Source organism: uncultured Reyranella sp. (genome assembly GCF_945957355.1).
In the GTDB taxonomy this organism is placed as follows: Bacteria; Pseudomonadota; Alphaproteobacteria; order Reyranellales; family Reyranellaceae; genus Reyranella.
This window is the reverse complement of the sequence record NZ_CAMFKM010000003.1, coordinates 1-22,944: the sequence shown is the minus strand read 5'-3', so window position 1 is coordinate 22,944 and position 22,944 is coordinate 1. Positions and strand designations below refer to the sequence as shown.

Below are 22,944 nucleotides of genomic sequence, written 5' to 3'. Positions count from 1 at the left end.
AGCGTTAAGGCCGCGGCGGGCCGTCGTTGGTGCGGTCGACGATCTCGAACTGCACGTCGGTTATCTTGCCGTCGTGGTGGCGGGCCGGCGGTGCGGGTTCGACGTCGCTGCGGAAGAAGCTCAGGATCCAGGCCTTGGCCCTGAAGGCCAGCAGCAGCACGAGCAGGATTGCGGCGACGCCCGCGATCACGGCAAAGCCCAGGACCGCCAGCACGACGAAGCCGATCAGCCCGAGGATCGCCTGGATCCAGACGCGCGGCGGCAGGCGCGACAGCATTTCGAGGAACTGCTTGCCGTTCATGTCGCCCAGCGCTTTTCGAAGTCCCAGACTTCGGGAAAGCCCATCAGCCCATGGATGTCCTGGTATTGCGGCAGCGGATCGCCCACGCTGGTGCCCGTGTCCTTGAGGTGCGCGAAAGACCGCCTCATCGCCTCCGCGGCGACGCTCAGGCCCAGCACCGGATAGATCGCGAGATCGAATCCCCACTTCTTCAGCCGGTCGACCTCGGCGCGCGGCGTCTTGCCGAACTCAACCATGTTGGCGAGCAGCGGCTTGCTGACCTCGCGGCCGATGCGTTCCAACTCCGACTCGCTCTCGGGCGATTCGACGAAGATGATGTCGGCCCCCGCCTCTTCGTAGAGCCGCGCGCGCCGCAGCGCTTCATCGAGCCCGTGCGCCGTGCGGGCGTCCGTACGCGCCACGATCAGCGTCTCGGTGTGCCGGCGCGAATCCACCGCGACCTTGATCTTGAGCGCCATTTCCTCGGCCGGCACCACGCGACGTCCTGGCGTATGGCCGCACTTCTTGGGCATCTCCTGATCTTCGATCTGGATCGCGGCAACACCTGCCGCCTCGTAGCCCCGGATCGTGCGCTGGACGTTCAGCAGCCCGCCATAGCCCGTGTCGGCATCGGCGATGAGCGGCGTCTCGACGACGGAGCAGATCATCTCGGCACGGCCCAACATGTCCGAATAGGTCGCGAGACCGGCATCGGGCAGGCCAAGCATCGAGGCGGTCGCGCCATAGCCCGTCATGTAGAGCGCGGGAAAATTCATGCGGTCCGCGACCCGCGCAGAAATGCCGTCATAGACGCCCGGCGCCAGGATGAACTCGCCCCGCGCCAGAAGGTCCCGCAGTTTCGCTGCCTGTGGATTGCCTGCCATGTCTCTCTCCTCGCTCAGGAAAATGACCGAGTTGTGTCGATCCGGCCAGCCTTCCCCAACGAAAACGGCCGGCGGTTCAGGAACCGCCGGCCGCTCACGAGAATGTCGGTGGATCAAACGGAGACGGGCTTCAGTTCCTGCGAGCCGGCAGACTTGCAGAAGGTCGTGGTCTCGGTCGTGGTCTGTCCGTTCTTGGTGGCCGTGAGCTCGATCGGCCGGCAGGTGCTGCCGTCGGCGCGGCTGGTCGCCGGTGCAACCGGCTTGGCGCTCACGACGGTCGGCGGGGCACTCGACGCGCTCGACGAGGAGGTCTTGGTCGGCTCGACCGTGTAGGTGGTCGGCACGTTGTTCTCGGCGACGAACGCATACTGCGTGGCTTCGGCCAGGCGGCGACGCTCCTGATCGTCGAGCGCGCGGCCGACGAGATTGCCAGCCAAACCGCCCACCAGCGCACCACCGACTGCGCCCCCGACGGACCCGAAGGCCAGGCCGCCGACGACACCGCCGAGCGCCGCGCCCATGACGGTTCCGGTCGTCTGGTTGTTCGGCTGACCGCGATCGTCCGTGCAGGCGGCCACGAGCCCGAGGGCCGCGACCACGCCTACGATCCGGACGACGATCTTCCTGCCGGAGAAGAAGGCCGTGTCAGCAGTCACTGCAGTCATCTGGTGCATCTCCTTTTGTATTCAGGAACGTTCACTCTACTCCAGAGATACTGCTTGCTGCCACGAGCATCGTCCTCCGCGTCCGCATAGGAGCGCGGAGCATCGCACGAGGCCAGCAGCAGGCCGGTCCGGACCAGGACGAGCGCGAGGTCGTCGCGATCCGAGTCCGGAATGTCGGCGAGCGGATCCTTGGAGTTTCGTTTCGTGATCAGGCAGCGATAGAGCGGCGTACCATCGGTCAACCGATCGGTCTGCCGGCAGCGCAGGTTCCGCGGCTGGGCGGCCAGCGCGTCGGCTGCGAGCTTGTGCAGCGCCGGATCATCGACGACGTCGACGCCCTGCAGCCTGAGCTCGCCCGACCGGTCCTTGAGCCCGATCAGCATCAGCGTCTTGCCGAAATGGTCGAAATTGCCGGCGACGAACTCGATCGCCTTGCGCGCGTCCTCGATCGCCTTCTGCCGGGCAGCGGCTTCCTCGGCGGCCTTGCGCTGGGCTTCCTCTTCGGCGCGCTTCTTCTCGGCGATCTCCGCCTCGACCTTGCGGCGCGTATCTTCCTCGAACTGACGCCGGGCCGCGTCGGCCTGCGCCTCCAGGTCGGCCTTGGCCTTGGCGTCCTGCTCGGCCTTCGCTTTCGCTTCCTGGTCGGCTTTTGCCTTGGCTTCCTGCGCGGCCTTCTCGGCGCGCAGCTGCTCGGCCTCCTCCGCCGCCTTGCGGCGTGCCTCCTCGGCCGCTTCGGCCGCGGCACGCGCCTTCACCATCTCCGGATCGGGCCCGCGCGTGGCCATCGCATAGTAGCCGCCGCCACCGACGGCCAGCAGCACGACAGCCGCGATCCCGGCCCACAGGCCGACGCGTGACTTCGGAGTGGGCGGAGGCCCCGTGATGGACGCCGTCGTTGCAGGTCCGAGGACGGACACGCGTTCGGCCGGCGCCTCCTCGGCCTTGCCCATCACCATCGTGGCGCCAGGCTCCGGCGCGGCCGTCATGCCAAGGATCGGCCGCCACCCGGCAATGGATTGCGGGCGGTCGCGCGCCGCCACCGTAAGGCCGGCGTCGACGCCGGCCAGCACGCCCGGCGAGAAACCGGCGGGGGCCAGCTTGCCGAGCGGCTCGTAGCCATCGTCCAGCATGCGGTCGAAGGCGTTGGGCGGCGCCTTACCGGCAATGGCGTGATAGATCGTGGCGGCGAGGCCGTAGATGTCGGTCCACGGTCCCTGCTTGGCCGACGTCATCTGCTCGGCGGCGGCGTAGCCCGGCGTGAAGATCGCCGTCATCGCCGCCGTGCGGCCGACCATCGCCGCGCGCGACGCTCCGAAATCGATCAGGGTCGGATTGCCGGCCGCGTCGAGCAGGATGTTCGCCGGCTTGATGTCGCGATGCAGGAAGCCCGCAGCATGAACCTGCTCCAGCCCGTCGAGCAGCGGCCACAGGATGCGATCGACTTCCTCGGGCTTCAGCCTGCCGCCGGTATTGATGCGGTCCTCGAGCGTCGCGCCGCTTAGCAGCTCCATGACGATATAGGCCGTGCCGTTGGCTTCGAGGAAGTCGAAGACCTGCACGATCGCCGGGACGCGATGGAGGCTGGCGAGCGTCCGGCCCTCGGTTACGAAGCGGTCGCGCCCCCAGCCGAAATCGTCGGCCATCTTGGTCGTGCGCGGCAGCACCGTGGAGCCATCCTGACGCACGGCCAGCGCCGACGGCAGGTACTCCTTGATCGCAACCTCGCGGCCGAGCTGCACGTCGCGGGCACGATAGGTGATGCCGAAGCCACCCTGTCCCAGTACCGACACGATCTCGTAGCGGCCGATCGTCTGGCCGGCTTTCAGCGAGACGTAGTCGACCTCGGGCGGTGGCGTGGCGCCGGAAAGAGTCGTGGGCTCGTTCATGGGCGGAGCACGCCGCTAGGTGTGATGGACGACCAGCTCGACATCGCCGAGCCGCAATTTCGATCCTGCCTGCAGGGAGGTCGGCGCCCCCGCCTTGAGGACCGTGCCGTTGACCGCGGTGCCGTTGGTCGAGCCGAGATCCTCGACCTGCAGCGCCTCGCCGGAGAGGCTTAGCCTCGCATGCCGGCGCGACACAGTCGGGTGGGGCACGACCAGCTCGCACTGGTCGGCGGCACGGCCGATGCACATGCCTTGCGACTGGCCGACCAGTTTCTCCATCGACACTTCGAACGTGTGCTTGCGGCCGGCCGAATCCGGCCCCTCGAAGCGCAAGATGATCTGCGGAACCATACGCGTCGTCGTGCCGGGAGCCATGAGCTTGGCCGGACGCACATGAAACACCTGCACCGAACGACTGACGTTCTTCAGTTGATGCTCGCCGCCGTCGTGGAAAGCGTACTCCGTGCGCAACTCGACGAGGTCCCGGACGGCGCGCGAGACCGCGATACCGCCGGGTTCCGCCAGTGTCTGGATGCGTGCGGCCAGATTGACGCCGTCGCCGAAGATATTCTGGTCCTCGTCGTCGATGATGACTTCGCCGAGATGAACGCCGACGCGGAACAGCATGCGCTGCTCCTCGCTGAGCGATTCATTGAAACGAGCCATCCGCTCCTGGATATCGATCGCCGCCGCGACCGCCGACACGGCCGAGCCGAACTCCGCCAGCATCGCATCACCGGCCGTGCCGACCAGCCGGCCGCGCCCGGCATCGATGGCGGGACGCCAGACCTCGATCTGGGCCGACTTGAGGTGGCGGAACGTTCGCGTCTCGGCGCCTTCCATCATCCGGGTGAACCCGGCGAGGTCGGCATGGACGATGGCAGCTAGGCGGCGTTGCATGGTCTCTTCGTTTCAGCGGCCGTTTCCCGATTTACCGCCTGGCTGGAGGATACCCCGCAATGCGGCCGTCGGCACGACCTCAGATACTGCCGGTATCCTGCATTGAATCGCGGCAATCTTGGGACAACCGGCACGATCAATTTGCCGGCGCCCCTCCGTCATCGCCCCTTGAAGGACGGTGTCCGACGCTCCCCGAGCGCCGCCAGCCCCTCCTTGAGATCGTCGGACGTGGCGCAGGCGCGCTGGGTCTGGCGGATCGAGGCCATGTCGGGGGCTGCCTGGGCGAATTGCTCGATGGCACGCTTCATCCCCGACATGGATAGCGGCGCGAGGCTGGCCAGGCGCGACGCCTTCTCGGCCACCTTGTTCTTGAACTCGGCACGCTCGACCAGCCAGTCGAGATAGCCGACGGCCAGCAGCTCCGTGTCGTGAAAATCCTCCGACAGCAGGAAGGCGCGCTTGGCGAAGCTCGGGCTCACCTTCTGCGTGTAGCGGCGCAGACCGCTCGGATAGTAATGCAGCCCGAAGCGCGCCGCCGGCATGAAGAAGCGCATGCCCTTCACGCCGAGGCGGAAGTCGCAGGCCAGCGCCAAATCGGTGGCGCCGCCATAAACCCCGCCGTTCAGGGCGCACAGGGTCGGCATGCGCATCGCCTCGATGCGATCCATGACGACCTCGAAGGTGTTGTCGCCGCCCTCGTCCTTGCGCTCGCCGGCGGGGATCGACCCGAGGTCGTAGCCGGAGCAGAAGGTCTTGTCGCCGGCGCCGGTGATTACCGTGGCGCGCACGGCGGGATCGGCATCGGCATTCTCGACGGCTTCGCGCAGCAGCTTCAACCCCGTGGGATCGAGGCGATTGTGCTTCGCAGGATCGTTCAGCGTGATAGTGGCGATGGGGCCGTCGATCGACAGCAGGACTGTGTTCGTCATGTTGGTCGCAAAATAGCCGAGCCGGTCGCCAAAAGCGACCGAGCACGGCATATTGCGGCCCGGAGGAATTCACATGACTTACACTGCCCCGCTGGCCGACATGCGTTTCGCCCTGCGCGAAGTCGCCGGCCTCTCCGGCGTCGCCGCCCTGCCGGGTTACGAGCACGCGACGGACGACACGATCGACGCCGTGCTCGAGGAAGCCGGGAAGCTGGCCGGCAACGGCCTCGCCCCGCTCAACCGTGAGGGCGACAAGGTCGGCGCCAAGCTCGAGAACGGCGTGGTCCGCACCGCGCCGGGCTTCGCCGCCATCTATAAGGAGTTCGTCGAAGGCGGCTGGAACTCCCTCCCCTTCGATCCGGAATTCGGCGGTCAGGGCATGCCGTGGCTGCTGGCGACCGCCGTGCAGGAGATGTGGCAGGCCGCCAATATGGGGTTCGGCCTGGTGCTGCTGCTGAACCAGGGCGCGATCGACGCCATCCACCATCACGGGTCGGACGCACAGAAGGCGAGCTACCTGCCCAGGATGATCTCGGGCGAATGGACCGGGACCATGAACCTTACGGAGCCGCAGGCCGGCTCCGACCTCGGCCAGCTCAAGAGCCGCGCGGTGAAGAACGGCGACCATTATCTCGTCACCGGCCAGAAGATTTTCATCACCTACGGCGAGCACGACATGGCCGAGAACATCGTCCATCTCGTGCTGGCGCGTACCCCCGACGCGCCGGCCGGTGTGCGCGGCATCTCGTTGTTCATCGTGCCGAAGTACCTGCCGGACGCCGATGGCAAACCGGGCAAGCGCAACGACCTGCGCTGCGTGTCGCTGGAGCACAAGCTCGGCATCCATGCCAGCCCGACCTGCGTGATGTCGTTCGGCGACGATGGCGGTGCGATCGGCTATCTCGTGGGCGAGGAAGGCCGCGGCCTCTCCTACATGTTCACCATGATGAACAATGCCCGCCTCTCCGTCGGCATCCAGGGCCTCGCCATCGCCGAGCGCGCCTACCAGCAGGCTGCCGCCTTCGCACGCACCCGGGTGCAGTCGAAGGACGACGGCAGCGCCGCCCCCGCCTCCGTGTCGATCGTCCACCATGCCGACGTCCGCCGAATGCTGATGAGCATGCGCGCCCAGATCGAGGCCATGCGGGCGCTGGGCTACTACACCGCCGCCGGCATCGACGGCGCGCTGAAGCAGCCGGACAAGGCGGCCGGCCGCAAGATCCAGGACCGTGTCGACCTCCTGATCCCGATTGTGAAGGCCTGGTTCACCGACCTTGGCAACGAGATCGCCTCGACCGGCGTGCAGATCCACGGCGGCATGGGCTTCATCGAGGAGACGGGCGCGGCCCAGCACCTGCGCGACGCCCGCATCCTGCCGATCTACGAGGGCACCAACGGCATCCAGGCGCGCGACCTGGTCGGTCGCAAGGTCGCCAAGGACGGCGGCGAGACCATGCTGGCGCTGGTCGCCGAGATGCGCGCCACGGCCGAGGAAATGAAGGCCGCGCCCGGAGACGATCTGGAGGCCATCCGCACGGGTCTCTCGGCTGCCGCCGATGCCCTGGAGGACGCTACCAAATGGGTCGCCCAGTCGGTCAAGGCCGAGCTGGTGAACGCCCTGGCAGGCTCGGTGCCGTTCCTGCGGCTGGCCGGCACCGCCCTGGGCGGCTGGCTGCTGGCCCGCAGCGCCCTGGTGGCGCAGACGCGGCTCGGACAGCGCGACGGCGATCCCGCCTTTCTCGAAGCCAAGCTGGTGACGGCACGCTTCTACACCGAGGTGATTCTGCCGCCGGCCTTGGCCCAGCTCGGCCCGCTCAAGGCGGCGGGGCGGACGGTGTTCGCACTCCCGGAAGAGCAGTTCTGAGCGCGCACAGCGCCAGCGCCGCTCCGGCGATCAAAATCGGCGCCCGGATCGACAAGCCGTAAAGCGCGGTGCCCGCCAGGGCACCGACGATCCAGCCAGCGGCCATGCCGGCCTGCAGCCGCCCCGTGACCAGTCCCTGCCGGTGCTCCCCGCCCAACCGGGCGGCATCGATCATCAGGCCCGCCTGCGCCAGCCCGTAGCCGACACCGAGGACGGGGAACGCCGCGATCAGCACGTTCGGGCTTCGCGCCACGAGGGTGCCCGCGATGCCCGCCAGGCAGAGGACAAAGCCCAAGGCCATCATATCCCTCATTTCCAGCGCGAGGGCCCGCACGCCGAAGGCCTGCATCAGGAAGGCTCCGGCGGCAAAGGCGGCAGACGCATACCCCGTCGCCCGGATCTCCGCTTCGGTCTCGAGTCCGAACCGGTCCTGGACATAGAAGGCCGTGGTCGGCTGCATTGCGCCGAAGCCCAGGACCATCACGAAGGCCAGCAGTGCATAGGCGGCGAGGCCGTCAACCGGTGCGCCTTCCGCCTGCGCCATCGCAGCCGGCCGCGGGCCTTCGCGGACGCCGACGATCGCGAGGGCGGCCAGGGCGACCAACAGTCCAAGGAAAGTGTACGGCAGGAGCGCTGCATAGAAGGCCGCGAACAGCGTGAGCGAAAGCGCGGTCGCGGCAAGTCCCGCGGCCATTATCGCCCCTCTGCCGAAGCGATCCGAGAGGCGGCCCCAGGCCGAAGCCGTCAGGAAGAACAGCACGCCGGAGGACGCGAAGACCATACCGACCTCGAACTCCCCGAGGCCAGCCTCGCGACCGAACAGGCCGAGCGTTGCGAACACGGTCCCGTTGGCCATGGTGGCCGTGAAGAGGGTGAAAAGGACGATGGCGACTTGCACGCGCGCAGCGTCAGCCAAACGCGCGCGGCAGGGAAAACACAAATCATTGCCGCGCGTTACCGATCGTTGCGGCAGATTACAACCGCTTCACCATGTGCACACGGATGTGGGCGTCCTTGCCGTGATCCGGCGGTCCGCGATGGATAATCTCGAAGCCGTGGCTGCGGTAGAGCCTGATGAGATGATCCATCATCTCAGCCGTGATGAGCGACACGGTGCAGTCGCCTCGCTCGCGAGCGACTTCGTCGAGTCGCCGGAGCAGCCAGCGTCCGAGGCCTGTGCCCTGATTCGACGGGTCGACGGCCAGCCGATCCAGAAAGAGTTCCGACTCCCGCCGTTCGGTGGCTGCGACGCCGACGACCCGCCCGTCCTCGGCCGCCACGAACACGTCGCCGCGTTCGATCGATGCCGGCAACCACTTGTAGTAGTCAGGTGGCATCTCACGCCCGAGTTTGGCGAGATAGGGCGTGAAGGCCGCGCGCAGGACGCGGTCGGCGTCGGCGCACTCGCTTGGTTGGGCAATCCTGAAGATGAAGCTCATGCCCCCAACCTGATCTTCCGCTGGGGCCGCCCCCAGAAAAAACGCCCGATCTTTCGACCGGGCGTCTTTGAATTCGATATGGAGAAGAGGCTTTACGCCGCTTCCTGCTGCTCGGACTTGTCGGCGGACGGACCGCTGTCCTGGCCCTTGGCCGAGGTGTCGCGCTCGACGAACTCGATCACGGCCATCTCGGCAGCGTCGCCGAAGCGATAGCCGGCCTTCAGCACACGGAGGTAGCCGCCGTTGCGCTTGGAATAGCGCGGCCCCAGCGTCGTGAACAGCTTGTCGGCCACGTAGGGATCGCGCAGGAAGCCGATCGCCTGACGACGCGCGTGCAGACCGCCGCGCTTGCCGAGCGTGACCAGCTTCTCGACGATCGGACGAAGGTCCTTCGCCTTGTGTAGCGTGGTCGTGATCTGCTCGTGCTTGATGAGGGCACCGGCGAGATTCATGAACATCGCCTTGCGATGCTCTGCCGTGCGGTGGAACTTCCGGCCGCGATTGTTGTGACGCATGACTTATTTCCTTCTACCGGCCTAGTACGGCTCTTCCAGCCGCTTGGCCATTTCCTCGATGTTGTCCGGCGGCCAGCCCGGGATTTCCATACCCAGGTGAAGGCCCATGCCGGCCAGCACTTCCTTGATCTCGTTCAGCGACTTGCGGCCGAAGTTCGGCGTACGCAGCATCTCCGCTTCGGTTTTCTGAACCAGATCGCCGATGTAGATGATGTTGTCGTTCTTCAGACAGTTGGCCGAACGCACCGAAAGCTCAAGCTCGTCGACCTTGCGCAGCAGGTTGCGATTGAACGGGAAATCGTCCTGCTGCTCCTCCTTCCGGACTTCGCGCGGCTCCTCGAAGTTGATGAAGAGCTGCAGCTGGTCCTGCAGGATGCGGGCGGCGAGCGCCACGGCATCGGCCGGCATCGTCGTGCCGTTGGTCTCGACCGTCATCGACAGGCGGTCGTAGTCGGTGACCTGGCCGACACGGCTGTTCTCGATCTTGTAGGAGACGCGCTTGACCGGGCTGAACACCGAATCGACCGGGATCAGGCCGATCGGCGCATCTTCGGGACGGTTCGCCGAGGCCGGGATATAGCCCTTGCCTGTCGCGACCATCAGTTCCATCGAGATCGAAGCGCCGTCGTCGAGCGTGCAGATCAGGTGCTTGGGGTCCATGATCTGGACGTCGCCAGGCAGTTCGATCATGCCGGCCGTGACTTCTCCCGGGCCGACGGCGCGCAGATAGAGACGCTGCGGGCGGTCGCCCTGCATCTTCACCGCCATCGCCTTGATGTTCAGCACGATGTCGACCACATCCTCACGGACGCCGGGGATCGACGAGAACTCATGCAGCACGTTGTCGATCTTGATCGACGTGACGGCAGCACCCTGGAGCGACGACAAGAGGACGCGACGCAGCGCGTTGCCGAGAGTGAGACCGAAACCGCGCTCGAGCGGCTCGGCGACGATGGTCGCGACGCGACCGGGATCGACGCCGGCTTCGGTGACAAGCTTCTCCGGCTTGATCAGGTCCTGCCAGTTCTTCTGAAGCACGTGGGCTACCTCTCTAGACCGGTTCATGCAGGCCCCGCAGGACCCGCGACACATTCCTCAAGAGCGGGCGGCGCAACAGCGCCGCCTCAACTCGAAATCAGACGCGACGACGCTTCGGCGGGCGGCAGCCATTGTGCGGGATCGGCGTGACGTCGCGGATCGACGTCACGGCGAGGCCGACGGCCTGCAGCGCGCGCAGCGCCGACTCGCGACCCGAACCCGGACCGCGCACGAGGATCTCGATCGTGCGCATGCCGTGTTCCATCGCCTTGCGGCCGGCGCCTTCGGCGGCCATCTGCGCGGCGAACGGAGTCGACTTGCGCGAGCCCTTGAACCCTTGCTGGCCCGAGGACGACCATGCGATGGCATTGCCCTGCGCATCGGTGATCGTGACGATCGTGTTGTTGAACGAGGCGTTCACGTGGGCGACGCCCGCGATGATGTTCTTGCGTTCCTTGCGACGGGGACGCGCGGCGCCTGAGGCGGCAGCTTTGGCCATGACCCTGATCCCCTCTTACTTCGTCACTTTTTTCTTGCCGGCGATCGGCTTGGCCGGCCCCTTGCGGGTGCGCGCATTGGTATGCGTGCGCTGGCCGTGGACCGGCAGGCCGCGGCGATGGCGCAGGCCGCGATAGCAGGCGAGGTCCATCAGGCGCTTGATATTCATCGCCACTTCACGACGCAGGTCGCCCTCGACCGTGTAGTCGCGGTCGATGGTCTCGCGAATGCGGATGACCTCGTCGTCGCTCAGCGTATTCACGCGGCGCGACTCGTCGATCCCAACTTTTCCACAGATCTCCTTGGCTTTCGCCGCACCGATCCCGTGGATGTATTGAAGCCCGATCACCACACGCTTGGCGGTCGGAATGTTCACACCGGCTATACGAGCCAAAGTCCCAACTCCTTCAAAGACTTATGGCGCGCTCGCGCGCGCCCGTCACATGTTCCGCTGGCCCCGGAAAAGCGCGCGATTATAGGTATCCGCGCCCCCGAGTCAATGGAACTCACCCTTGTCAAGTCCCCGCCAAAACCTCCGAGATCTGGCGGTAAACCTCGTCCATCGCGGCCATCCCGTCGACCTTCCGCAACACCCCGCGGGCGCTGTAGTAGGGCAGCAAGGGCTCAGTCTGAGCCCTGTAGGCGGCCATGCGAGTCTTCATAGTCTCTGCATTATCGTCCTTGCGGCGGGCAAAATCGGTAGAGCCGCATACGTCGCAGACTCCATCGACCTTCGGCCGCTTGAACTTGTCGTGGTAACCCGCGCCGCATTTGGCGCAGGAGAACCGGCCAACGATGCGCTCGGTCAGCGCCTTCTCGTCGACCTCCATCTCGATCACCCGGTCGAGCTTCTTGCTCGCTTCGGCCAGCATCTTGTCCAGCGCCCTGGCCTGGGCCTCGGTGCGCGGGAAACCGTCCAGAATGAACCCCTTGGCGCAGTCCGGCTGGGCGATCCGGTCCTTGATCAGGCCGACCATCAACTCGTCGGGAACCAGCTCGCCCCGCTCCATGATGCCCTTGGCCTTTTGGCCGAGCTCGCTGCCCGAGGCGACCGCTGCGCGCAACATGTCGCCGGTCGAGAGCTGGATCAGCCCCCGCTCCTGCTGCAGCCGCTGCGCTTGAGTCCCCTTGCCGGCGCCCGGCGGTCCCAGAAGGATGATGTTCATCGGCCCTTGCCCCGCAGTCGGGCCTTCTTGATGAGGCCCTCATATTGGTGGGCGAGCAGGTGCGCCTGCACCTGCGTCACCGTATCGAGAGTGACGGAGACAACGATCAGGAGGCTGGTGCCGCCGAAGTAGAAGGGCACGCCGCCGCGGGCGATCAGCAGCTCGGGCAGGATACAGACCGCCGAGAGGTAGAGCGCACCGATCACCGTCAGCCGGTTCAGGATGTACTCGAGGTACTCAGCCGTATTCTTGCCCGGGCGAATGCCCGGAATGAAGCCGCCGTTCTTCTTCAGGTTGTCGGCCGTGTCGGCCGGATTGAAGACGACGGTGGTGTAGAAGAAGCAGAAGAACACGATCAGCGCGATATAGGCGATCAGGTAAGCCGGCTGGCCATGGCCGAGATAGGTCGAGAACCACTGGATCCAGCCCGGCTCGCCGGCGCCCTGGAACGACGCGATGGTAGCCGGGAACAGCAGCAGGGAGGACGCGAAGATCGGCGGGATGACGCCGGCCGTGTTGATCTTCAGCGGCAGGTGCGAAGCTTCGCCGCCATACATGCGGTTGCCGACCTGGCGTTTGGGATACTGAACGACGATCCGCCTCTGCGCGGTCTCGACAAAGACGACGACCGCCACGACCAGCACGATGCCGATCACCAGTGCGATGATGAACAGCGCCGACAGGGCGCCGGTACGGCCGAGTTCGAGGGTCTGCACCAGCGCATCCGGCAGGGCAGCAACGATACCGGCGAAGATGATCAGGGACACGCCGTTGCCGACGCCGCGCGCCGTGATCTGCTCGCCCAGCCACATCAGGAACAGTGTGCCGCCGACCAAGGTCACGATGGTGACGAAGCGGAAGAAGATGCCGGGATCGATCACGACAGGACCGGCCGCGGCGACCTGACTCTCCAGTCCGACCGCGATTCCATACGCCTGGAAGGTCGCAAGGATCACCGTGCCGTAGCGCGTGTACTGGTTGATCTTCTTTCGACCCGCCTCACCTTCCTTCTTCAGCGCCTCGAGCGACGGCACCACCGTCGTCAGGATCTGCATGATGATGGAGGCCGAGATGTACGGCATGATGCTGAGCGCCAGCACCGACATGCGGCCGATCGAGCCGCCCGAGAACACGTCAAGCAAACCGGCGATGCCGCCGGAATTCTGCTTGAAAATCTCGGCCAGAGCCGCCGGATCGACGCCGGGGACCGGAATGTAGGCGCCAATGCGGAAGACGACGAGCGCGGCCACGGTGAACCACAGCCGCTTCTTCAGCTCGGTCGCCCTACCGATCGAACCCCAGTTCAGGTTGGATGCAAGTTGCTCGGCGGCGGATGCCATGAAACCTCACGCGTGAACGACACCAGGGGGAAGCGACGCCCCCGTTGACGCCGTCCGGCTCAGGCCGCTTCGGCCACGGGCTTGGGCGGCAGCTCGACCTTGCCGCCTGCCTTCTCGACTGCGGCGATCGCCGACGCCGAGGCGCCCGCAACCTTCACTTCGATCTTGGCCTTGAGCTCGCCCTTGCCAAGGAGGCGGACACCATCCGCGGCGTTCTTGAACAGGCCAGCCGCCAGCATCGCCTCGGCGTCAATCACCTTGGCCGCGTCGAGCTTCTTGTCGTCGATCGCCTTCTGCAGCGTACCGAGATTGACGACCTGGTAGGTCTTCTGGTGCGGCGGACGGAAACCGCGCTTCGGGATACGGCGGTAGAGCGGCATCTGGCCGCCCTCGAAGCCCTTGATGGCCACGCCGGTACGCGACTTCTGGCCCTTGACGCCGCGGCCCGCGGTCTTGCCCTTGCCGGAGCCGATACCGCGGCCGACGCGCATGCGCCCCTTGCGGGCGCCCGGATTGTCGGAGATCTGGTTCAGTCTCATGGTCTTCTACCTCTGCGCCGCGGCCTACGGGGCCTAGCGGGCTTCCTCTTCGACGCGCACGAGATGGCGCACCTTGTTGATCATGCCGCGAACCTCGGGGCTATCCACGAGTTCGCGGGTGCGATGACGCTTGTTCAGACCCAGGCCGATCAGCGTCGCGCGCTGATCGTCCGTGCGGCCGATATGGCTGCCGGTCTGCGTGATCTTGATGGTCTTGCCCTGGGCCATGGTCCGGTTCCTTAAGCCGCCGCCTCGGCGGTGGTCTCGTCGCGGCGGCCGAGCAGGTCACCGACCTTCTTGCCGCGACGCGTCGCGACCATGCGCGGCGAGTTGAGCTGATCCAGGGCCTTAAAGGTTGCCTTGATCATGTTGTGCGGGTTGGACGTGCCGACCGACTTGGCGACGATGTCCTTGATACCCAACGTCTCGAAGATGGCGCGCATCGGACCGCCGGCGATGATGCCGGTACCGGCCGGGGCGGCGCGCAGCGTCACCTTGCCGGCGCCGAAGCGCCCCTTCACATCGTGATGCAGCGTGCGGCCGTCGCGCAGCGGCACGCGGATCAGGCCGCGCTTGGCCGCTTCCGTCGCCTTGCGGATCGCCTCGGGGACTTCGCGCGCCTTGCCGGCGCCATGACCGACGCGGCCACGCTGGTCGCCAACGACGACGATGGCGGCAAAGGCGAAGCGTCGACCTCCCTTCACGACCTTCGCGACGCGATTGATCGTGACCAGCTTGTCGGTCAGTTCATTTTCCTCGTCGCGGTCGCGGTCACGGGGCCGATCGCGATCGCGCGGGGAACGGCCGGAACCACCGGGTGAACGAGCCATGGTCTAACTCCCGATCAGAACGACAGGCCGCCCTCACGGGCGGCATTGGCCAGCGCAGCAACGCGGCCGTGATACGTGTAGCCACCGCGGTCGAAGATGACTTCCTTGACCCCGGCCGCGACGGCACGGGCGGCGATCAGCTTGCCGACTTCGGCAGCGGCGCCCTTGTCGGCGCCGGTCTTGAGCGAGCCCCGGACATCCTTGTCCAGCGTCGACGCGGCAGCCAGGGTCACGCCCTGGCGGTCGTCGATGACCTGGGCGTAGATGTGCTTGCCCGAGCGGAAGACGCTGAGGCGCGGGCGGCCGTTGCTGGCCTGGCGCAGCGCGTAGCGCGTGCGCCGCTGGCGACGGGCGAAAAGAGCATTGCGGTCGGACATGATTCTCTCGCCTCTACTTCTTCTTGCCTTCCTTGCGCCGGATCGTCTCGGTCGAGTACTTGATGCCCTTGCCCTTGTAGGGCTCGGGCGGACGCAGGCTGCGGATTTCCGCCGCAATCTGGCCGACGCGCTGACGATCGGAGCCCGAAATCTCGATCTCGGTCGGCTTGACCGCCTTGATCTGGATGCCGGCCGGAATGGGGATCTCGACATCGTGGCTGAAGCCGAGCTGCATCTTCAGCATCTTGGCATCGGCCGCGGCGCGGTAACCGACGCCGTTGATCTCGAGGTTGATGGTGAACCCGTCGGACACGCCGCGGACGACGTTGCTCGCCAGGTTGCGCGCCGTGCCCCACTGCATGCGGGCGCGGCGGCTGTCGTTGCGCGGCTTGAAGACGAGACCCTCGGCCTCCTTGGCGACGGTGACGTCGTCATGGACCGTGAGTTCGAGTTCGCCCCGCTTGCCCTTGGCCTTGAGGTGCTGGCCTTTGAGCTCGATGGTGACACCGGCCGGGATGGCGACCGGATTTTTGCCGACGCGCGACATGGTCAGAACACCTTGCAGATGACTTCGCCGCCGACATTGGCGGCCCGCGCCTCGGCGTCGGACATGACACCGCGCGGCGTGGACAGGATCGAGATGCCGAGACCATTGAAGTGGCGCGGCAGCTCGCGGATCTTGGAGTAGACGCGACGGCCCGGGGTGGAGACGCGCTTGATCTCCTTTATGACCGGACGGCCGTTGTCATACTTGAGCTCGATGCGGAGCTCCCTGACGCCGGGGCGCAGTTCTTCCTCGAACCAGCCGCGGATATAACCCTCACGCTGGAGCACATCGAGAACACTCGACCGGAGCCGCGAAGCCGGGGCGGTCACGCTGTCGAGGCGCGCCGACTGGCCGTTGCGGATGCGGGTCAGCAAATCGCCGACGGGATCTGTCATCGCCATGGTCTACGGTCCCCGTTTACCAGCTCGACTTCACGACGCCGGGCAGAGCGCCCAGCGACGCCAGCTGACGCAGCGCAACGCGCGACAGCTTGAACTTGCGGTACACGGCCCGCGGACGGCCCGTGAGTTCGCACCGGTTGCGAATGCGCGTCGGCGAGGAATTGCGCGGCAGGTCGGCCAGCTTGAGGCGGGCCCCGAAGCGCTCTTCCGGCGTCAACTTGTCGTCGACGGCCATCGCCTTCAGCTTGGCGCGCTTGGCAGCGAATTGCTTCGCCATCTTTGCGCGCCGGTTGTTCTTCTCGACCGAACTCGTCTTGGCCATGTGTTTCTCCGGCCTCAGTTCACGAACGGGAAGTTGAAAGCGCGGAGAAGCGACCTGGCTTCCGCGTCCGTCTTCGCCGACGTGCAGATGATGATGTCCATACCGCGCACCTGGTCGACCTTGTCGTAGTCGATCTCGGGGAACACGATCTGCTCCTTCAGGCCCATGGCGTAGTTGCCATTGCCGTCGAACGACTTGCCGTTCAGGCCGCGGAAATCGCGGACGCGCGGCAGGGCGATGTTGATCAGGCGATCGATGAATTCGTACATCCGGTCGCGGCGCAGCGTGACCTTGGCGCCGATCGCCATGCCTTCACGCAACTTGAACGTCGCGATCGACTTGCGCGACCGGGTGATCACCGGCTTCTGGCCGGTGATCGCCGTCAGGTCGGCCACGGCACCGTCGACGGCCTTGCGGTCGTTGACCGCCTCGCCGACGCCCATGTTGATGACGATCTTATCGAGCTTCGGCACCTCGAAGGGGTTCTGGTAGGAGAACTCCTTCGTGAGCGCTTCGCGCACGGTCTTTGTGTAGTGCTCTTGCAGACGCGCGGGCATGGCCCGTTCTCCTAACGGTCGATGGTCTCGCCGGAGGCGCGCGCAACGCGCACCTTGCGGCCGTCTTCCAGGAACCGGAACCCGACCTTCGTCGGCTTGTCCGATTTGGGATCCAGCAGGGCCACGTTGGAGACGTGGATCGTGGCCTCGCGTTCGATGATACCGCCGGCTTCCGCACGGCTCGGCTTGGTGTGGCGCTTGATCATGTTCACGCCGGAAACGACTACCCTGTTCTCCTTGGGAAGAACGCGGAGGACGTCGCCCACCTTGCCCTTGCTGCCACCGGTGATGACCTTCACCCGGTCGCCCTTCTTGATCTTGAGTTTCGTTGCCATGGCTAGAGCACCTCAGGCGCAAGCGAGATGATCTTCATGAACTTCTTGGCGCGCAGCTCGCGCGTCACCGGTCCGAAGATACGAGTGCCGATCGGCTCGTCCTGCTTGCTGATGAGCACGGCGGCGTTGCGGTCGAAACGGATGGCGCTGCCGTCGGGGCGGCGCAGAGCGAACGAAGTGCGGACGACGACGGCGCGATGCACCTCGCCCTTCTTCACCTTGCCGCGCGGAATGGCTTCCTTGATCGAAACGACGATCACGTCGCCGACGCTGGCGTACTTGCGGCGTGAGCCCCCCAGTACCTTGATGCACTGGACTCGACGGGCGCCCGAATTGTCGGCGACCTCGAGGTTGGTTCGCATTTGAATCATGACTTATGCTCCGACCGCTTAAGCCTTGGCGCCTTCGACCAGAACTTCCCAGCTCTTGGTCTTGGACAGCGGGCGGCACTCGCGGATGCGAACGATCTCACCGACCTTGCCCTTGCAGGCATTGCCTTCGTCGTGCGCGTGGTACTTCTTCGACTTGCGAATGAACTTCTTGTAGATCGGGTGCTGAACGCGCCGCTCGACCTTAACGACGATGGTCTTGTCCATCTTGTCGCTGACGATGACGCCTTCCAGGATACGCTTCGGCATTTCGTGCTCCTTAACCGGCGGCCTTTTCGCCCAGCACCGTCTTGATGCGGGCGATGTCGCGACGAACCTGGCGCGCGCGGGAAGTCTTCTGCAGCTGGCCCCCAGCCTTCTGGAAGCGCAGGTTGAACGCCTCCTTGCGAAGGTTGCCGAGCTCGTTCTTCAGCTCGTCCTTGGTCTTGGGGCGCAGATCGGTGGCCTTCATGTCCTTCTCCCTCAGCCTTCGGCGCCGACGCGGGAAACGAAGCGGGTCTTGATGGGCAGCTTGGCCGCGCCAAGCGCCAGGGCTTCCTTGGCGATCGTGCCGGACACGCCCTCGAGCTCGAACAGGATGCGGCCCGGCTTCACGCGCGCCGCCCAGAATTCGGGCGCGCCCTTGCCGGAGCCCATGCGGACTTCCGCCGGCTTCTTCGACACCGGCACGTCCGGAAACACGCGGATCCAGACGCGGCCGGCACGCTTCATGTGACGCGTGATGGCGCGGCGGGCCGCCTCGATCTGGCGCGCCGTCAGGCGGTCCGGCTCCATCGCCTTCAGCCCGTAGGAGCCGAAGTCGAGGTTAAAGCCGCCCTTGGCAGCGCCGCTGATACGGCCCTTGAAGGCCTTGCGGTACTTGGTGCGCTTGGGTTGCAGCATGGTGGATTACGCGTCCCTCTGCTCGGAGCGCTCGACACGCGCCGGCGTCCGTTGCGGCGCGGCCTCCTCGGCGCGCTTGTCGTGCGCCATCGGGTCGTGCGCCATGATTTCGCCCTTGAACACCCAGACCTTCACGCCGCAGGTGCCGAAGGTGGTGAATGCCGTCGCGGTGCCGTAGTCGATGTCGGCGCGCAGCGTGTGCAGCGGCACGCGACCTTCGCGGTACCATTCCATGCGGGCGATTTCCGAACCGCCGAGACGACCCGAGCAGTTGATGCGGATGCCGAGGGCGCCCAGGCGCATCGCCGACTGCACGGCACGCTTCATGGCGCGGCGGAACGCGACGCGACGCTCGAGCTGCTGGGCGATGTTCTCGGCGATCAGCGTCGCATCGACCTCGGGCTTGCGGATCTCGACGATGTTCAGGGCCACTTCGCCCTTCGTCATCTTGGCGAGGTCGCCACGCAGCTTCTCGATGTCGGCGCCCTTCTTGCCGATCACCACGCCCGGGCGGGCGGTGTGGATCGTGACGCGGGCGCGCTTGGCCGGACGCTCGATGATGATCTTTGCGACACCCGCCTGGGCCAGCCGCTCGCGCAGCACCTTGCGGATGTGGATGTCCTCATGGAGCATCTTCGAGTATTCACCGCCCTCGGCGTACCAGCGAGAGTCCCAGGTCCGGTTGATACCGAGCCGCAGGCCGATCGGGTTGACCTTCTGACCCATTACTTGTCCTCCGCCTCGGCGCGCTCACGCACCACGATGGTGAGATGAGCGAACGGCTTGACGATGCCGGCCGCCCGGCCGCGGCCGCGCGTCTGGAAACGCTTCATGACCAGGCCCTTGCCAACCGACGCCTCGGCGACCACGAGACGGTCGACATCGAGGTTGTGGTTGTTCTCGGCATTCGCGATGGCCGAATTCAGCGCCTTCTTCACGTCGCGGGCGATGCGCTTCTTGGAGAAGGTGAGTTCGTTCACCGCGGTCGCGGCCTTCTTGCCACGGATCGTGGCGGCCACGAGGTCGAGCTTACGCGGGCTGATGCGCACGGCGCGCAGGACAGCCTTGGCTTCGTTGTCCGCCTCACGGCGGGGAGCGGATGGCTTGCTCATCGCGCGTTAATCCTTCGACACTTTCTTGTCACCGGCATGGCCGGTGAAGGTGCGGGTCGGCGAGAATTCGCCGAGCTTGTGACCGACCATTTCCTCGGTGACGGCCACCGGGATGAACTTCTTGCCGTTGTAGACGCCGAACGTCAGGCCGACGAACTGCGGCAGGATCGTCGAGCGACGCGACCAAGTCTTGATCACCTCGCTGCGGATGTTGCCGCGCGACTTCTCGGCCTTCTTGATCAGGCTGCCTTCAACGAAGGGGCCCTTCCATACGGAGCGTGCCACTGTCTATCTCCTAGCGCGTCGCATGCCGGCGGCGGATAATCATCTTGTCCGTCGCCTTGTTCTTGCGTGTCTTCTTACCCTTGGTCGGCTTGCCCCACGGCGTCACCGGATGACGGCCACCCGAGGTGCGGCCTTCGCCGCCGCCGTGCGGGTGATCGACCGGGTTCATGACGACGCCGCGGACGGTCGGACGGCGGCCGAGCCAGCGCTGGCGGCCAGCCTTGCCGATGACGATGTTCTGGTTGTCGGGGTTCGACACCGCGCCGACGGTGGCCAGGCACTCGCCCGGCACCAGGCGCAGCTCGCCCGAACTCAGCTTGATCTGGGCATAACCCGCGTCCTTGCCGACGAGCTGGGCGTAGTTGCCGGCCGAACGGGCCAGCTGGCCTCCGCGGCCCTTCTTCAGCTCGACGTTATGCACGATCGTGCCGACCGGCATGTTGGCGAGCGGCATGGCGTTGCCCGGCTTGATGTCGACGCGCTCGCCCGAGACGACCTCGTCGCCCGCCTTCAGGCGCTGCGGCGCAAGGATGTAGGACAGCTCCCCGTCGGCGTACTTGACCAGGGCGATGAAGGCCGACCGATTCGGATCGTACTCCAGGCGCTCCACCGTCGCGACGACGTCGAACTTGCGGCGCTTGAAGTCAACGAGACGCAGGCGACGCTTGTGACCGCCACCCATGTGGTGGCTGGTGATGTGGCCGTGGTTGTTACGGCCGCCGGTGTTGCTCTTGCCGCGCGTCAGTTCCTTTACCGGCTTGCCCTTCCAGAGGCCGGTACGGTCGACGATGACCAGCTGTCGCAGCGACGGCGTGATCGGCTTGTATGTCTTCAAGGCCATTGTTCTGTCTCCCGTCCTACAGGCCCGTGGTCACGTCGATCTTGTGACCCTCGACCAGCGAGACGATCGCCTTCTTCCAGTCGCTCCGCAGGCCGGGGCGGCCGCGGAAAACCTTGCTCTTGCCCTTGACCGTGACGGTGTTGACCGCCTTGACCTTGACCTTGAACAGACCCTCGATGGCCTGCTTGATCTCCGGCTTGGTGGCATCGGCGGCGACCTTGAAGGTCACCTGGCTGTGCTCCGAGCCGTTGGTCGTCTTCTCGGTGATCAGCGGCGCACGAATCACTTCGTACATGCGCGAGCGCGAGACGGTTTGCGGGATGTAGCGCTTGGCGCTCATTGCAGACGCTCCTCGAGGTGCTTCACGGCATCCTTGGTGAGCACCAGCGTGTCGCGGCGCAGGATGTCGTAGACGTTTGCGCCCTGCTGCGGCAGCACATCGACATGGGCAATGTTGGCCGCAGCGCGGGCGAAGTTAGTGTCGATCTCGGCACCGCCAATCACCAGGGCGCTGGTGACGCCCAGGGCACCGAAGTGACCCTTGAGCTGTGCAGTCTTCGGCTCGGCCAACGCAGCCGCATCGACCACGATCAGCTTGCCCTCGGCCGCCTTGGCCGACAGCGCGGTACGCAGCGCGAGCTTGCGGACCTTCTTCGGCAGGTCGCTGGCATGGCTGCGCACGACCGGACCGAAGGCCTTGCCGCCGCCCCGGAATTGCGGGGCCGCCTCGTTGCCATGACGGGCGCGACCCGTGCCCTTCTGGGCGTACATCTTCTTGGCCGTCGCCGTGACTTCGGCGCGCCCCTTGCTCTTGTGCGTGCCCTGCTGGCGGCGCGAGAGCTGCCACACCACGCAGCGCTGCAGGATGTCCTTACGGACGGGGACGGCGAACACGGCGTCGGCGAGATCGATCTCGCCGGCGCTGCCGCCTTCGATGGTCTTGACCGCGATCTTCATGACCTGATCCTTAAGCCTGCGGAGCGGCATCAGCCGCCGGAGCCGCCGCCTCGGCAGCAGCCTTGCGCAGGCCGGCCGGGTACGGAGCGTCCTTGTGACGGGCGCGCTTGGAGGCGTCCTTGACGATGATGTAGCCGTTGGCCGGGCCGGGAACGGCACCGGACACCAGCAGCAGGCCCTTCTCGTCGTCGACGGCGACGACCTTCAGGTTCTGCGTGGTCACGCGCTCGCTGCCGTAGTGGCCGGCCATCTTCTTGCCGGGGAACGTACGGCCGGGATCCTGGCGGTTACCGGTCGAACCATGCGAACGGTGCGAGACCGACACGCCATGGGACGCTTCGAGGCCGTGGAAGTTCCAGCGGACCATCGAGCCGGTGAAGCCGCGGCCGATCGTGGTGCCGACGACGTCGACGAACTGACCCGGCACGAAATGGCTGGGCACCAGCTCGGCGCCGACTTCGAGGACGGCATCCTTGGCCACCCGGAACTCGACGAGCTTCTTCTTCGGCTCGACCTTGGCCTTGGCGAAATGACCCCGCATCGGCTGGGTCACGTTCTTCACCTTGGCCTTGCCATAGCCGAGCTGCACGGCGACGTACTTGTCCTTCTCTTCCGAGCGGACAGCGACAACCTGCAGCTGATCCACCTTCAGAACGGTGACGGGCACATGCTCCCCGGCGTCATTGAAGACGCGGGTCATGCCGACCTTCTGGGTGACGAGACCGCAACGCATGGTCTTCTTCCTTCTTTCCTGGTCCGCTCTAGGCGCCGAGCTTGATCTCGACGTCCACGCCTGAGGCGAGGTCGAGCTTCATCAGCGCGTCCACCGTCTGCGGCGTCGGGTCGACGATATCGAGCACGCGCTTGTGCGTGCGGATCTCGAACTGCTCACGCGACTTCTTGTCGATGTGCGGCGAGCGGTTGACCGTGAACTTCTCGATCCCGGTCGGCAGCGGGATGGGCCCGCGCACCTGCGCGCCCGTCCGCTTGGCCGTGCTCACGATCTCGCTGGTCGACGAATCGAGCACGCGATGATCGAAGGCCTTCAGCCGGATCCGGATGTTTGTGTTGTCCATGGCCATGGTATTCGCCTTGTCGCGACGGTTACGTTTACTTTACGACTTTGGTGACGACGCCGGCGCCGACGGTGCGGCCGCCTTCACGGA

Annotated in this window: 36 protein-coding genes; 1 reads left to right on the top strand and 35 read right to left on the bottom strand. The window is 65.9% G+C overall.

Annotated features, from left to right (window positions below; genetic code table 11):
* Positions 1-4: 4 nt before the first annotated feature.
* From Q0Q48_RS05690 to Q0Q48_RS05665, 6 genes are all read right to left on the bottom strand, one after another.
* The gene (locus Q0Q48_RS05690; RefSeq protein ID WP_295135344.1) at positions 5-301 is read right to left on the bottom strand and encodes a hypothetical protein; all 297 of its coding nucleotides are present in this window, start codon (positions 299-301) and stop codon (positions 5-7) included.
* Positions 298-1,164: an isocitrate lyase/PEP mutase family protein gene (locus Q0Q48_RS05685; protein WP_295135341.1), complete on the bottom strand. Its 867-nt coding sequence runs from the start codon at positions 1,162-1,164 to the stop codon at positions 298-300. Before Q0Q48_RS05685 ends, Q0Q48_RS05690 begins: the two co-directional genes overlap by 4 nt.
* A 113-nt stretch (positions 1,165-1,277) precedes the next feature.
* A complete protein-coding gene (locus Q0Q48_RS05680) occupies positions 1,278-1,829 on the bottom strand; it encodes a glycine zipper domain-containing protein (protein WP_295135338.1) in 552 nt (183 codons plus the stop codon).
* Positions 1,826-3,715, bottom strand: a complete 1,890-nt coding sequence (locus Q0Q48_RS05675) for a protein kinase (RefSeq protein WP_295135335.1) — start codon at positions 3,713-3,715, stop codon at positions 1,826-1,828. Before Q0Q48_RS05675 ends, Q0Q48_RS05680 begins: the two co-directional genes overlap by 4 nt.
* Positions 3,716-3,730: 15 nt before the next feature.
* Entirely contained in the window at positions 3,731-4,615 is an 885-nt protein-coding gene (locus Q0Q48_RS05670) for an adenylate/guanylate cyclase domain-containing protein (RefSeq protein WP_295135332.1), read from the bottom strand.
* Between the two features lie 158 nt (positions 4,616-4,773).
* Positions 4,774-5,544 carry an enoyl-CoA hydratase-related protein gene (locus tag Q0Q48_RS05665; RefSeq protein WP_295135329.1) on the bottom strand — a complete coding sequence of 257 codons (771 nt, stop codon included), beginning with the start codon at positions 5,542-5,544 and terminating at the stop codon, positions 4,774-4,776.
* A 73-nt stretch (positions 5,545-5,617) separates the two neighbouring features.
* On the opposite strand from Q0Q48_RS05665, the gene Q0Q48_RS05660 reads away from it, so the two are divergent.
* A complete protein-coding gene (locus Q0Q48_RS05660; RefSeq protein WP_295135326.1) occupies positions 5,618-7,408 on the top strand; it encodes an acyl-CoA dehydrogenase in 1,791 nt (596 codons plus the stop codon).
* On the opposite strand, the gene Q0Q48_RS05655 is transcribed toward Q0Q48_RS05660, so the two are convergent.
* The 29 genes from Q0Q48_RS05655 to rpsJ all read right to left on the bottom strand — a co-directional run bounded on the left by Q0Q48_RS05655 (position 7,359) and on the right by rpsJ (position 22,854).
* Positions 7,359-8,306: an MFS transporter gene (locus Q0Q48_RS05655; RefSeq protein WP_295135324.1), complete on the bottom strand. Its 948-nt coding sequence runs from the start codon at positions 8,304-8,306 to the stop codon at positions 7,359-7,361. The genes Q0Q48_RS05660 and Q0Q48_RS05655 overlap by 50 nt on opposite strands.
* A gap of 76 nt (positions 8,307-8,382) precedes the next feature.
* Entirely contained in the window at positions 8,383-8,847 is a 465-nt protein-coding gene (locus tag Q0Q48_RS05650; protein WP_295135321.1) for a GNAT family N-acetyltransferase, read from the bottom strand.
* Between the two features lie 92 nt (positions 8,848-8,939).
* Entirely contained in the window at positions 8,940-9,362 is a 423-nt protein-coding gene (gene rplQ / locus Q0Q48_RS05645; RefSeq protein WP_295135319.1) for a 50S ribosomal protein L17, read from the bottom strand.
* A 21-nt stretch (positions 9,363-9,383) separates the two neighbouring features.
* A complete protein-coding gene (locus Q0Q48_RS05640) occupies positions 9,384-10,427 on the bottom strand; it encodes a DNA-directed RNA polymerase subunit alpha (RefSeq protein ID WP_295135317.1) in 1,044 nt (347 codons plus the stop codon).
* 70 nt (positions 10,428-10,497) lie between these two features.
* Positions 10,498-10,899 carry a 30S ribosomal protein S11 gene (rpsK, locus tag Q0Q48_RS05635; RefSeq protein WP_295135314.1) on the bottom strand — a complete coding sequence of 134 codons (402 nt, stop codon included), beginning with the start codon at positions 10,897-10,899 and terminating at the stop codon, positions 10,498-10,500.
* Positions 10,900-10,914: 15 nt separating this feature from the next.
* Positions 10,915-11,292: a 30S ribosomal protein S13 gene (gene rpsM, locus Q0Q48_RS05630; protein ID WP_230552260.1), complete on the bottom strand. Its 378-nt coding sequence runs from the start codon at positions 11,290-11,292 to the stop codon at positions 10,915-10,917.
* 121 nt (positions 11,293-11,413) lie between these two features.
* On the bottom strand, positions 11,414-12,064 hold the full coding sequence (locus Q0Q48_RS05625) for an adenylate kinase (RefSeq protein ID WP_295135309.1): 651 nt from the start codon (positions 12,062-12,064) through the stop codon (positions 11,414-11,416).
* Complete coding sequence (gene secY, locus Q0Q48_RS05620; protein ID WP_295135306.1) at positions 12,061-13,404, bottom strand: preprotein translocase subunit SecY; 1,344 nt, start codon at positions 13,402-13,404, stop codon at positions 12,061-12,063. The genes Q0Q48_RS05625 and secY overlap by 4 nt, the downstream gene beginning before the upstream one ends.
* A 59-nt stretch (positions 13,405-13,463) precedes the next feature.
* Positions 13,464-13,943, bottom strand: a complete 480-nt coding sequence (gene rplO, locus Q0Q48_RS05615) for a 50S ribosomal protein L15 (RefSeq protein WP_295135302.1) — start codon at positions 13,941-13,943, stop codon at positions 13,464-13,466.
* A gap of 33 nt (positions 13,944-13,976) precedes the next feature.
* Positions 13,977-14,171: a 50S ribosomal protein L30 gene (gene rpmD / locus Q0Q48_RS05610; RefSeq protein ID WP_295135299.1), complete on the bottom strand. Its 195-nt coding sequence runs from the start codon at positions 14,169-14,171 to the stop codon at positions 13,977-13,979.
* Between the two features lie 11 nt (positions 14,172-14,182).
* On the bottom strand, positions 14,183-14,773 hold the full coding sequence (rpsE, locus tag Q0Q48_RS05605; RefSeq protein WP_295135295.1) for a 30S ribosomal protein S5: 591 nt from the start codon (positions 14,771-14,773) through the stop codon (positions 14,183-14,185).
* Between the two features lie 14 nt (positions 14,774-14,787).
* Positions 14,788-15,150 carry a 50S ribosomal protein L18 gene (gene rplR / locus Q0Q48_RS05600; protein ID WP_295135292.1) on the bottom strand — a complete coding sequence of 121 codons (363 nt, stop codon included), beginning with the start codon at positions 15,148-15,150 and terminating at the stop codon, positions 14,788-14,790.
* Between the two features lie 13 nt (positions 15,151-15,163).
* Entirely contained in the window at positions 15,164-15,697 is a 534-nt protein-coding gene (rplF, locus tag Q0Q48_RS05595) for a 50S ribosomal protein L6 (RefSeq protein ID WP_295135290.1), read from the bottom strand.
* 2 nt (positions 15,698-15,699) lie between these two features.
* The gene (gene rpsH / locus Q0Q48_RS05590) at positions 15,700-16,098 is read right to left on the bottom strand and encodes a 30S ribosomal protein S8 (protein WP_295135287.1); all 399 of its coding nucleotides are present in this window, start codon (positions 16,096-16,098) and stop codon (positions 15,700-15,702) included.
* 16 nt (positions 16,099-16,114) lie between these two features.
* Positions 16,115-16,420: a 30S ribosomal protein S14 gene (gene rpsN, locus Q0Q48_RS05585; RefSeq protein WP_295135284.1), complete on the bottom strand. Its 306-nt coding sequence runs from the start codon at positions 16,418-16,420 to the stop codon at positions 16,115-16,117.
* A 14-nt stretch (positions 16,421-16,434) separates the two neighbouring features.
* Positions 16,435-16,977 carry a 50S ribosomal protein L5 gene (gene rplE, locus Q0Q48_RS05580; RefSeq protein WP_295135281.1) on the bottom strand — a complete coding sequence of 181 codons (543 nt, stop codon included), beginning with the start codon at positions 16,975-16,977 and terminating at the stop codon, positions 16,435-16,437.
* 11 nt (positions 16,978-16,988) lie between these two features.
* Complete coding sequence (gene rplX / locus Q0Q48_RS05575) at positions 16,989-17,312, bottom strand: 50S ribosomal protein L24 (RefSeq protein ID WP_295135278.1); 324 nt, start codon at positions 17,310-17,312, stop codon at positions 16,989-16,991.
* 2 nt (positions 17,313-17,314) lie between these two features.
* A complete protein-coding gene (gene rplN / locus Q0Q48_RS05570) occupies positions 17,315-17,683 on the bottom strand; it encodes a 50S ribosomal protein L14 (RefSeq protein ID WP_068188012.1) in 369 nt (122 codons plus the stop codon).
* Between the two features lie 18 nt (positions 17,684-17,701).
* Complete coding sequence (gene rpsQ, locus Q0Q48_RS05565) at positions 17,702-17,950, bottom strand: 30S ribosomal protein S17 (protein ID WP_295135273.1); 249 nt, start codon at positions 17,948-17,950, stop codon at positions 17,702-17,704.
* Positions 17,951-17,960: 10 nt separating this feature from the next.
* Positions 17,961-18,152, bottom strand: coding sequence for a 50S ribosomal protein L29 (rpmC, locus tag Q0Q48_RS05560; protein WP_230552239.1), 192 nt, complete (start codon positions 18,150-18,152; stop codon positions 17,961-17,963).
* An 11-nt stretch (positions 18,153-18,163) separates the two neighbouring features.
* The gene (gene rplP, locus Q0Q48_RS05555) at positions 18,164-18,583 is read right to left on the bottom strand and encodes a 50S ribosomal protein L16 (protein WP_230552238.1); all 420 of its coding nucleotides are present in this window, start codon (positions 18,581-18,583) and stop codon (positions 18,164-18,166) included.
* 6 nt (positions 18,584-18,589) lie between these two features.
* The gene (gene rpsC / locus Q0Q48_RS05550; protein WP_295135263.1) at positions 18,590-19,309 is read right to left on the bottom strand and encodes a 30S ribosomal protein S3; all 720 of its coding nucleotides are present in this window, start codon (positions 19,307-19,309) and stop codon (positions 18,590-18,592) included.
* A complete protein-coding gene (gene rplV, locus Q0Q48_RS05545) occupies positions 19,309-19,695 on the bottom strand; it encodes a 50S ribosomal protein L22 (protein ID WP_020695011.1) in 387 nt (128 codons plus the stop codon). Before rplV ends, rpsC begins: the two co-directional genes overlap by 1 nt.
* 6 nt (positions 19,696-19,701) lie before the next feature.
* Positions 19,702-19,980: a 30S ribosomal protein S19 gene (gene rpsS / locus Q0Q48_RS05540; protein ID WP_295135256.1), complete on the bottom strand. Its 279-nt coding sequence runs from the start codon at positions 19,978-19,980 to the stop codon at positions 19,702-19,704.
* Positions 19,981-19,990: 10 nt separating this feature from the next.
* Entirely contained in the window at positions 19,991-20,821 is an 831-nt protein-coding gene (gene rplB, locus Q0Q48_RS05535) for a 50S ribosomal protein L2 (protein WP_295135252.1), read from the bottom strand.
* 16 nt (positions 20,822-20,837) lie between these two features.
* The gene (locus Q0Q48_RS05530; RefSeq protein ID WP_295135249.1) at positions 20,838-21,161 is read right to left on the bottom strand and encodes a 50S ribosomal protein L23; all 324 of its coding nucleotides are present in this window, start codon (positions 21,159-21,161) and stop codon (positions 20,838-20,840) included.
* Complete coding sequence (gene rplD, locus Q0Q48_RS05525) at positions 21,158-21,778, bottom strand: 50S ribosomal protein L4 (RefSeq protein ID WP_295135246.1); 621 nt, start codon at positions 21,776-21,778, stop codon at positions 21,158-21,160. Before rplD ends, Q0Q48_RS05530 begins: the two co-directional genes overlap by 4 nt.
* A 10-nt stretch (positions 21,779-21,788) precedes the next feature.
* Positions 21,789-22,511: a 50S ribosomal protein L3 gene (rplC, locus tag Q0Q48_RS05520; RefSeq protein ID WP_295135244.1), complete on the bottom strand. Its 723-nt coding sequence runs from the start codon at positions 22,509-22,511 to the stop codon at positions 21,789-21,791.
* 28 nt (positions 22,512-22,539) lie between these two features.
* Complete coding sequence (gene rpsJ / locus Q0Q48_RS05515) at positions 22,540-22,854, bottom strand: 30S ribosomal protein S10 (RefSeq protein WP_068198221.1); 315 nt, start codon at positions 22,852-22,854, stop codon at positions 22,540-22,542.
* Positions 22,855-22,944: the final 90 nt, after the last annotated feature.

Excerpts from the sequence above, each read along its gene's own strand:
- rplE (WP_295135281.1), bottom strand. The coding sequence starts at position 16,977 with ATGCCCGCGCGTCTGCAAGAGCACTACACAAAGACCGTGCGCGAAGCG.
- rpmD (WP_295135299.1), bottom strand. The coding sequence starts at position 14,171 with ATGGCCCAGGGCAAGACCATCAAGATCACGCAGACCGGCAGCCATATC.
- rpsJ (WP_068198221.1), bottom strand. The coding sequence starts at position 22,854 with ATGGACAACACAAACATCCGGATCCGGCTGAAGGCCTTCGATCATCGC.
- rplQ (WP_295135319.1), bottom strand. The coding sequence starts at position 9,362 with ATGCGTCACAACAATCGCGGCCGGAAGTTCCACCGCACGGCAGAGCAT.
- Q0Q48_RS05650 (WP_295135321.1), bottom strand. The coding sequence starts at position 8,847 with ATGAGCTTCATCTTCAGGATTGCCCAACCAAGCGAGTGCGCCGACGCC.
- rpsE (WP_295135295.1), bottom strand. The coding sequence starts at position 14,773 with ATGGCTCGTTCACCCGGTGGTTCCGGCCGTTCCCCGCGCGATCGCGAT.
- Q0Q48_RS05665 (WP_295135329.1), bottom strand. The coding sequence starts at position 5,544 with ATGACGAACACAGTCCTGCTGTCGATCGACGGCCCCATCGCCACTATC.
- rplB (WP_295135252.1), bottom strand. The coding sequence starts at position 20,821 with ATGGCCTTGAAGACATACAAGCCGATCACGCCGTCGCTGCGACAGCTG.
- rpsK (WP_295135314.1), bottom strand. The coding sequence starts at position 10,899 with ATGGCCAAAGCTGCCGCCTCAGGCGCCGCGCGTCCCCGTCGCAAGGAA.
- Q0Q48_RS05690 (WP_295135344.1), bottom strand. The coding sequence starts at position 301 with ATGAACGGCAAGCAGTTCCTCGAAATGCTGTCGCGCCTGCCGCCGCGC.
- rplP (WP_230552238.1), bottom strand. The coding sequence starts at position 18,583 with ATGCTGCAACCCAAGCGCACCAAGTACCGCAAGGCCTTCAAGGGCCGT.
- rpmC (WP_230552239.1), bottom strand. The coding sequence starts at position 18,152 with ATGAAGGCCACCGATCTGCGCCCCAAGACCAAGGACGAGCTGAAGAAC.
- rpsQ (WP_295135273.1), bottom strand. The coding sequence starts at position 17,950 with ATGCCGAAGCGTATCCTGGAAGGCGTCATCGTCAGCGACAAGATGGAC.
- rplO (WP_295135302.1), bottom strand. The coding sequence starts at position 13,943 with ATGAGACTGAACCAGATCTCCGACAATCCGGGCGCCCGCAAGGGGCGC.
- Q0Q48_RS05685 (WP_295135341.1), bottom strand. The coding sequence starts at position 1,164 with ATGGCAGGCAATCCACAGGCAGCGAAACTGCGGGACCTTCTGGCGCGG.
- Q0Q48_RS05670 (WP_295135332.1), bottom strand. The coding sequence starts at position 4,615 with ATGCAACGCCGCCTAGCTGCCATCGTCCATGCCGACCTCGCCGGGTTC.
- rpsC (WP_295135263.1), bottom strand. The coding sequence starts at position 19,309 with ATGGGTCAGAAGGTCAACCCGATCGGCCTGCGGCTCGGTATCAACCGG.
- rplR (WP_295135292.1), bottom strand. The coding sequence starts at position 15,150 with ATGTCCGACCGCAATGCTCTTTTCGCCCGTCGCCAGCGGCGCACGCGC.
- Q0Q48_RS05625 (WP_295135309.1), bottom strand. The coding sequence starts at position 12,064 with ATGAACATCATCCTTCTGGGACCGCCGGGCGCCGGCAAGGGGACTCAA.
- secY (WP_295135306.1), bottom strand. The coding sequence starts at position 13,404 with ATGGCATCCGCCGCCGAGCAACTTGCATCCAACCTGAACTGGGGTTCG.
- Q0Q48_RS05530 (WP_295135249.1), bottom strand. The coding sequence starts at position 21,161 with ATGAGCGCCAAGCGCTACATCCCGCAAACCGTCTCGCGCTCGCGCATG.
- Q0Q48_RS05640 (WP_295135317.1), bottom strand. The coding sequence starts at position 10,427 with ATGAACCGGTCTAGAGAGGTAGCCCACGTGCTTCAGAAGAACTGGCAG.
- rpsN (WP_295135284.1), bottom strand. The coding sequence starts at position 16,420 with ATGGCCAAGACGAGTTCGGTCGAGAAGAACAACCGGCGCGCAAAGATG.
- Q0Q48_RS05660 (WP_295135326.1), top strand. The coding sequence starts at position 5,618 with ATGACTTACACTGCCCCGCTGGCCGACATGCGTTTCGCCCTGCGCGAA.
- rplC (WP_295135244.1), bottom strand. The coding sequence starts at position 22,511 with ATGCGTTGCGGTCTCGTCACCCAGAAGGTCGGCATGACCCGCGTCTTC.
- rplD (WP_295135246.1), bottom strand. The coding sequence starts at position 21,778 with ATGAAGATCGCGGTCAAGACCATCGAAGGCGGCAGCGCCGGCGAGATC.
- rpsH (WP_295135287.1), bottom strand. The coding sequence starts at position 16,098 with ATGGCGATGACAGATCCCGTCGGCGATTTGCTGACCCGCATCCGCAAC.
- rplV (WP_020695011.1), bottom strand. The coding sequence starts at position 19,695 with ATGAGCAAGCCATCCGCTCCCCGCCGTGAGGCGGACAACGAAGCCAAG.
- rplX (WP_295135278.1), bottom strand. The coding sequence starts at position 17,312 with ATGGCAACGAAACTCAAGATCAAGAAGGGCGACCGGGTGAAGGTCATC.
- rplN (WP_068188012.1), bottom strand. The coding sequence starts at position 17,683 with ATGATTCAAATGCGAACCAACCTCGAGGTCGCCGACAATTCGGGCGCC.
- Q0Q48_RS05675 (WP_295135335.1), bottom strand. The coding sequence starts at position 3,715 with ATGAACGAGCCCACGACTCTTTCCGGCGCCACGCCACCGCCCGAGGTC.
- rplF (WP_295135290.1), bottom strand. The coding sequence starts at position 15,697 with ATGTCGCGCGTCGGCAAAAATCCGGTCGCCATCCCGGCCGGTGTCACC.
- Q0Q48_RS05680 (WP_295135338.1), bottom strand. The coding sequence starts at position 1,829 with ATGACTGCAGTGACTGCTGACACGGCCTTCTTCTCCGGCAGGAAGATC.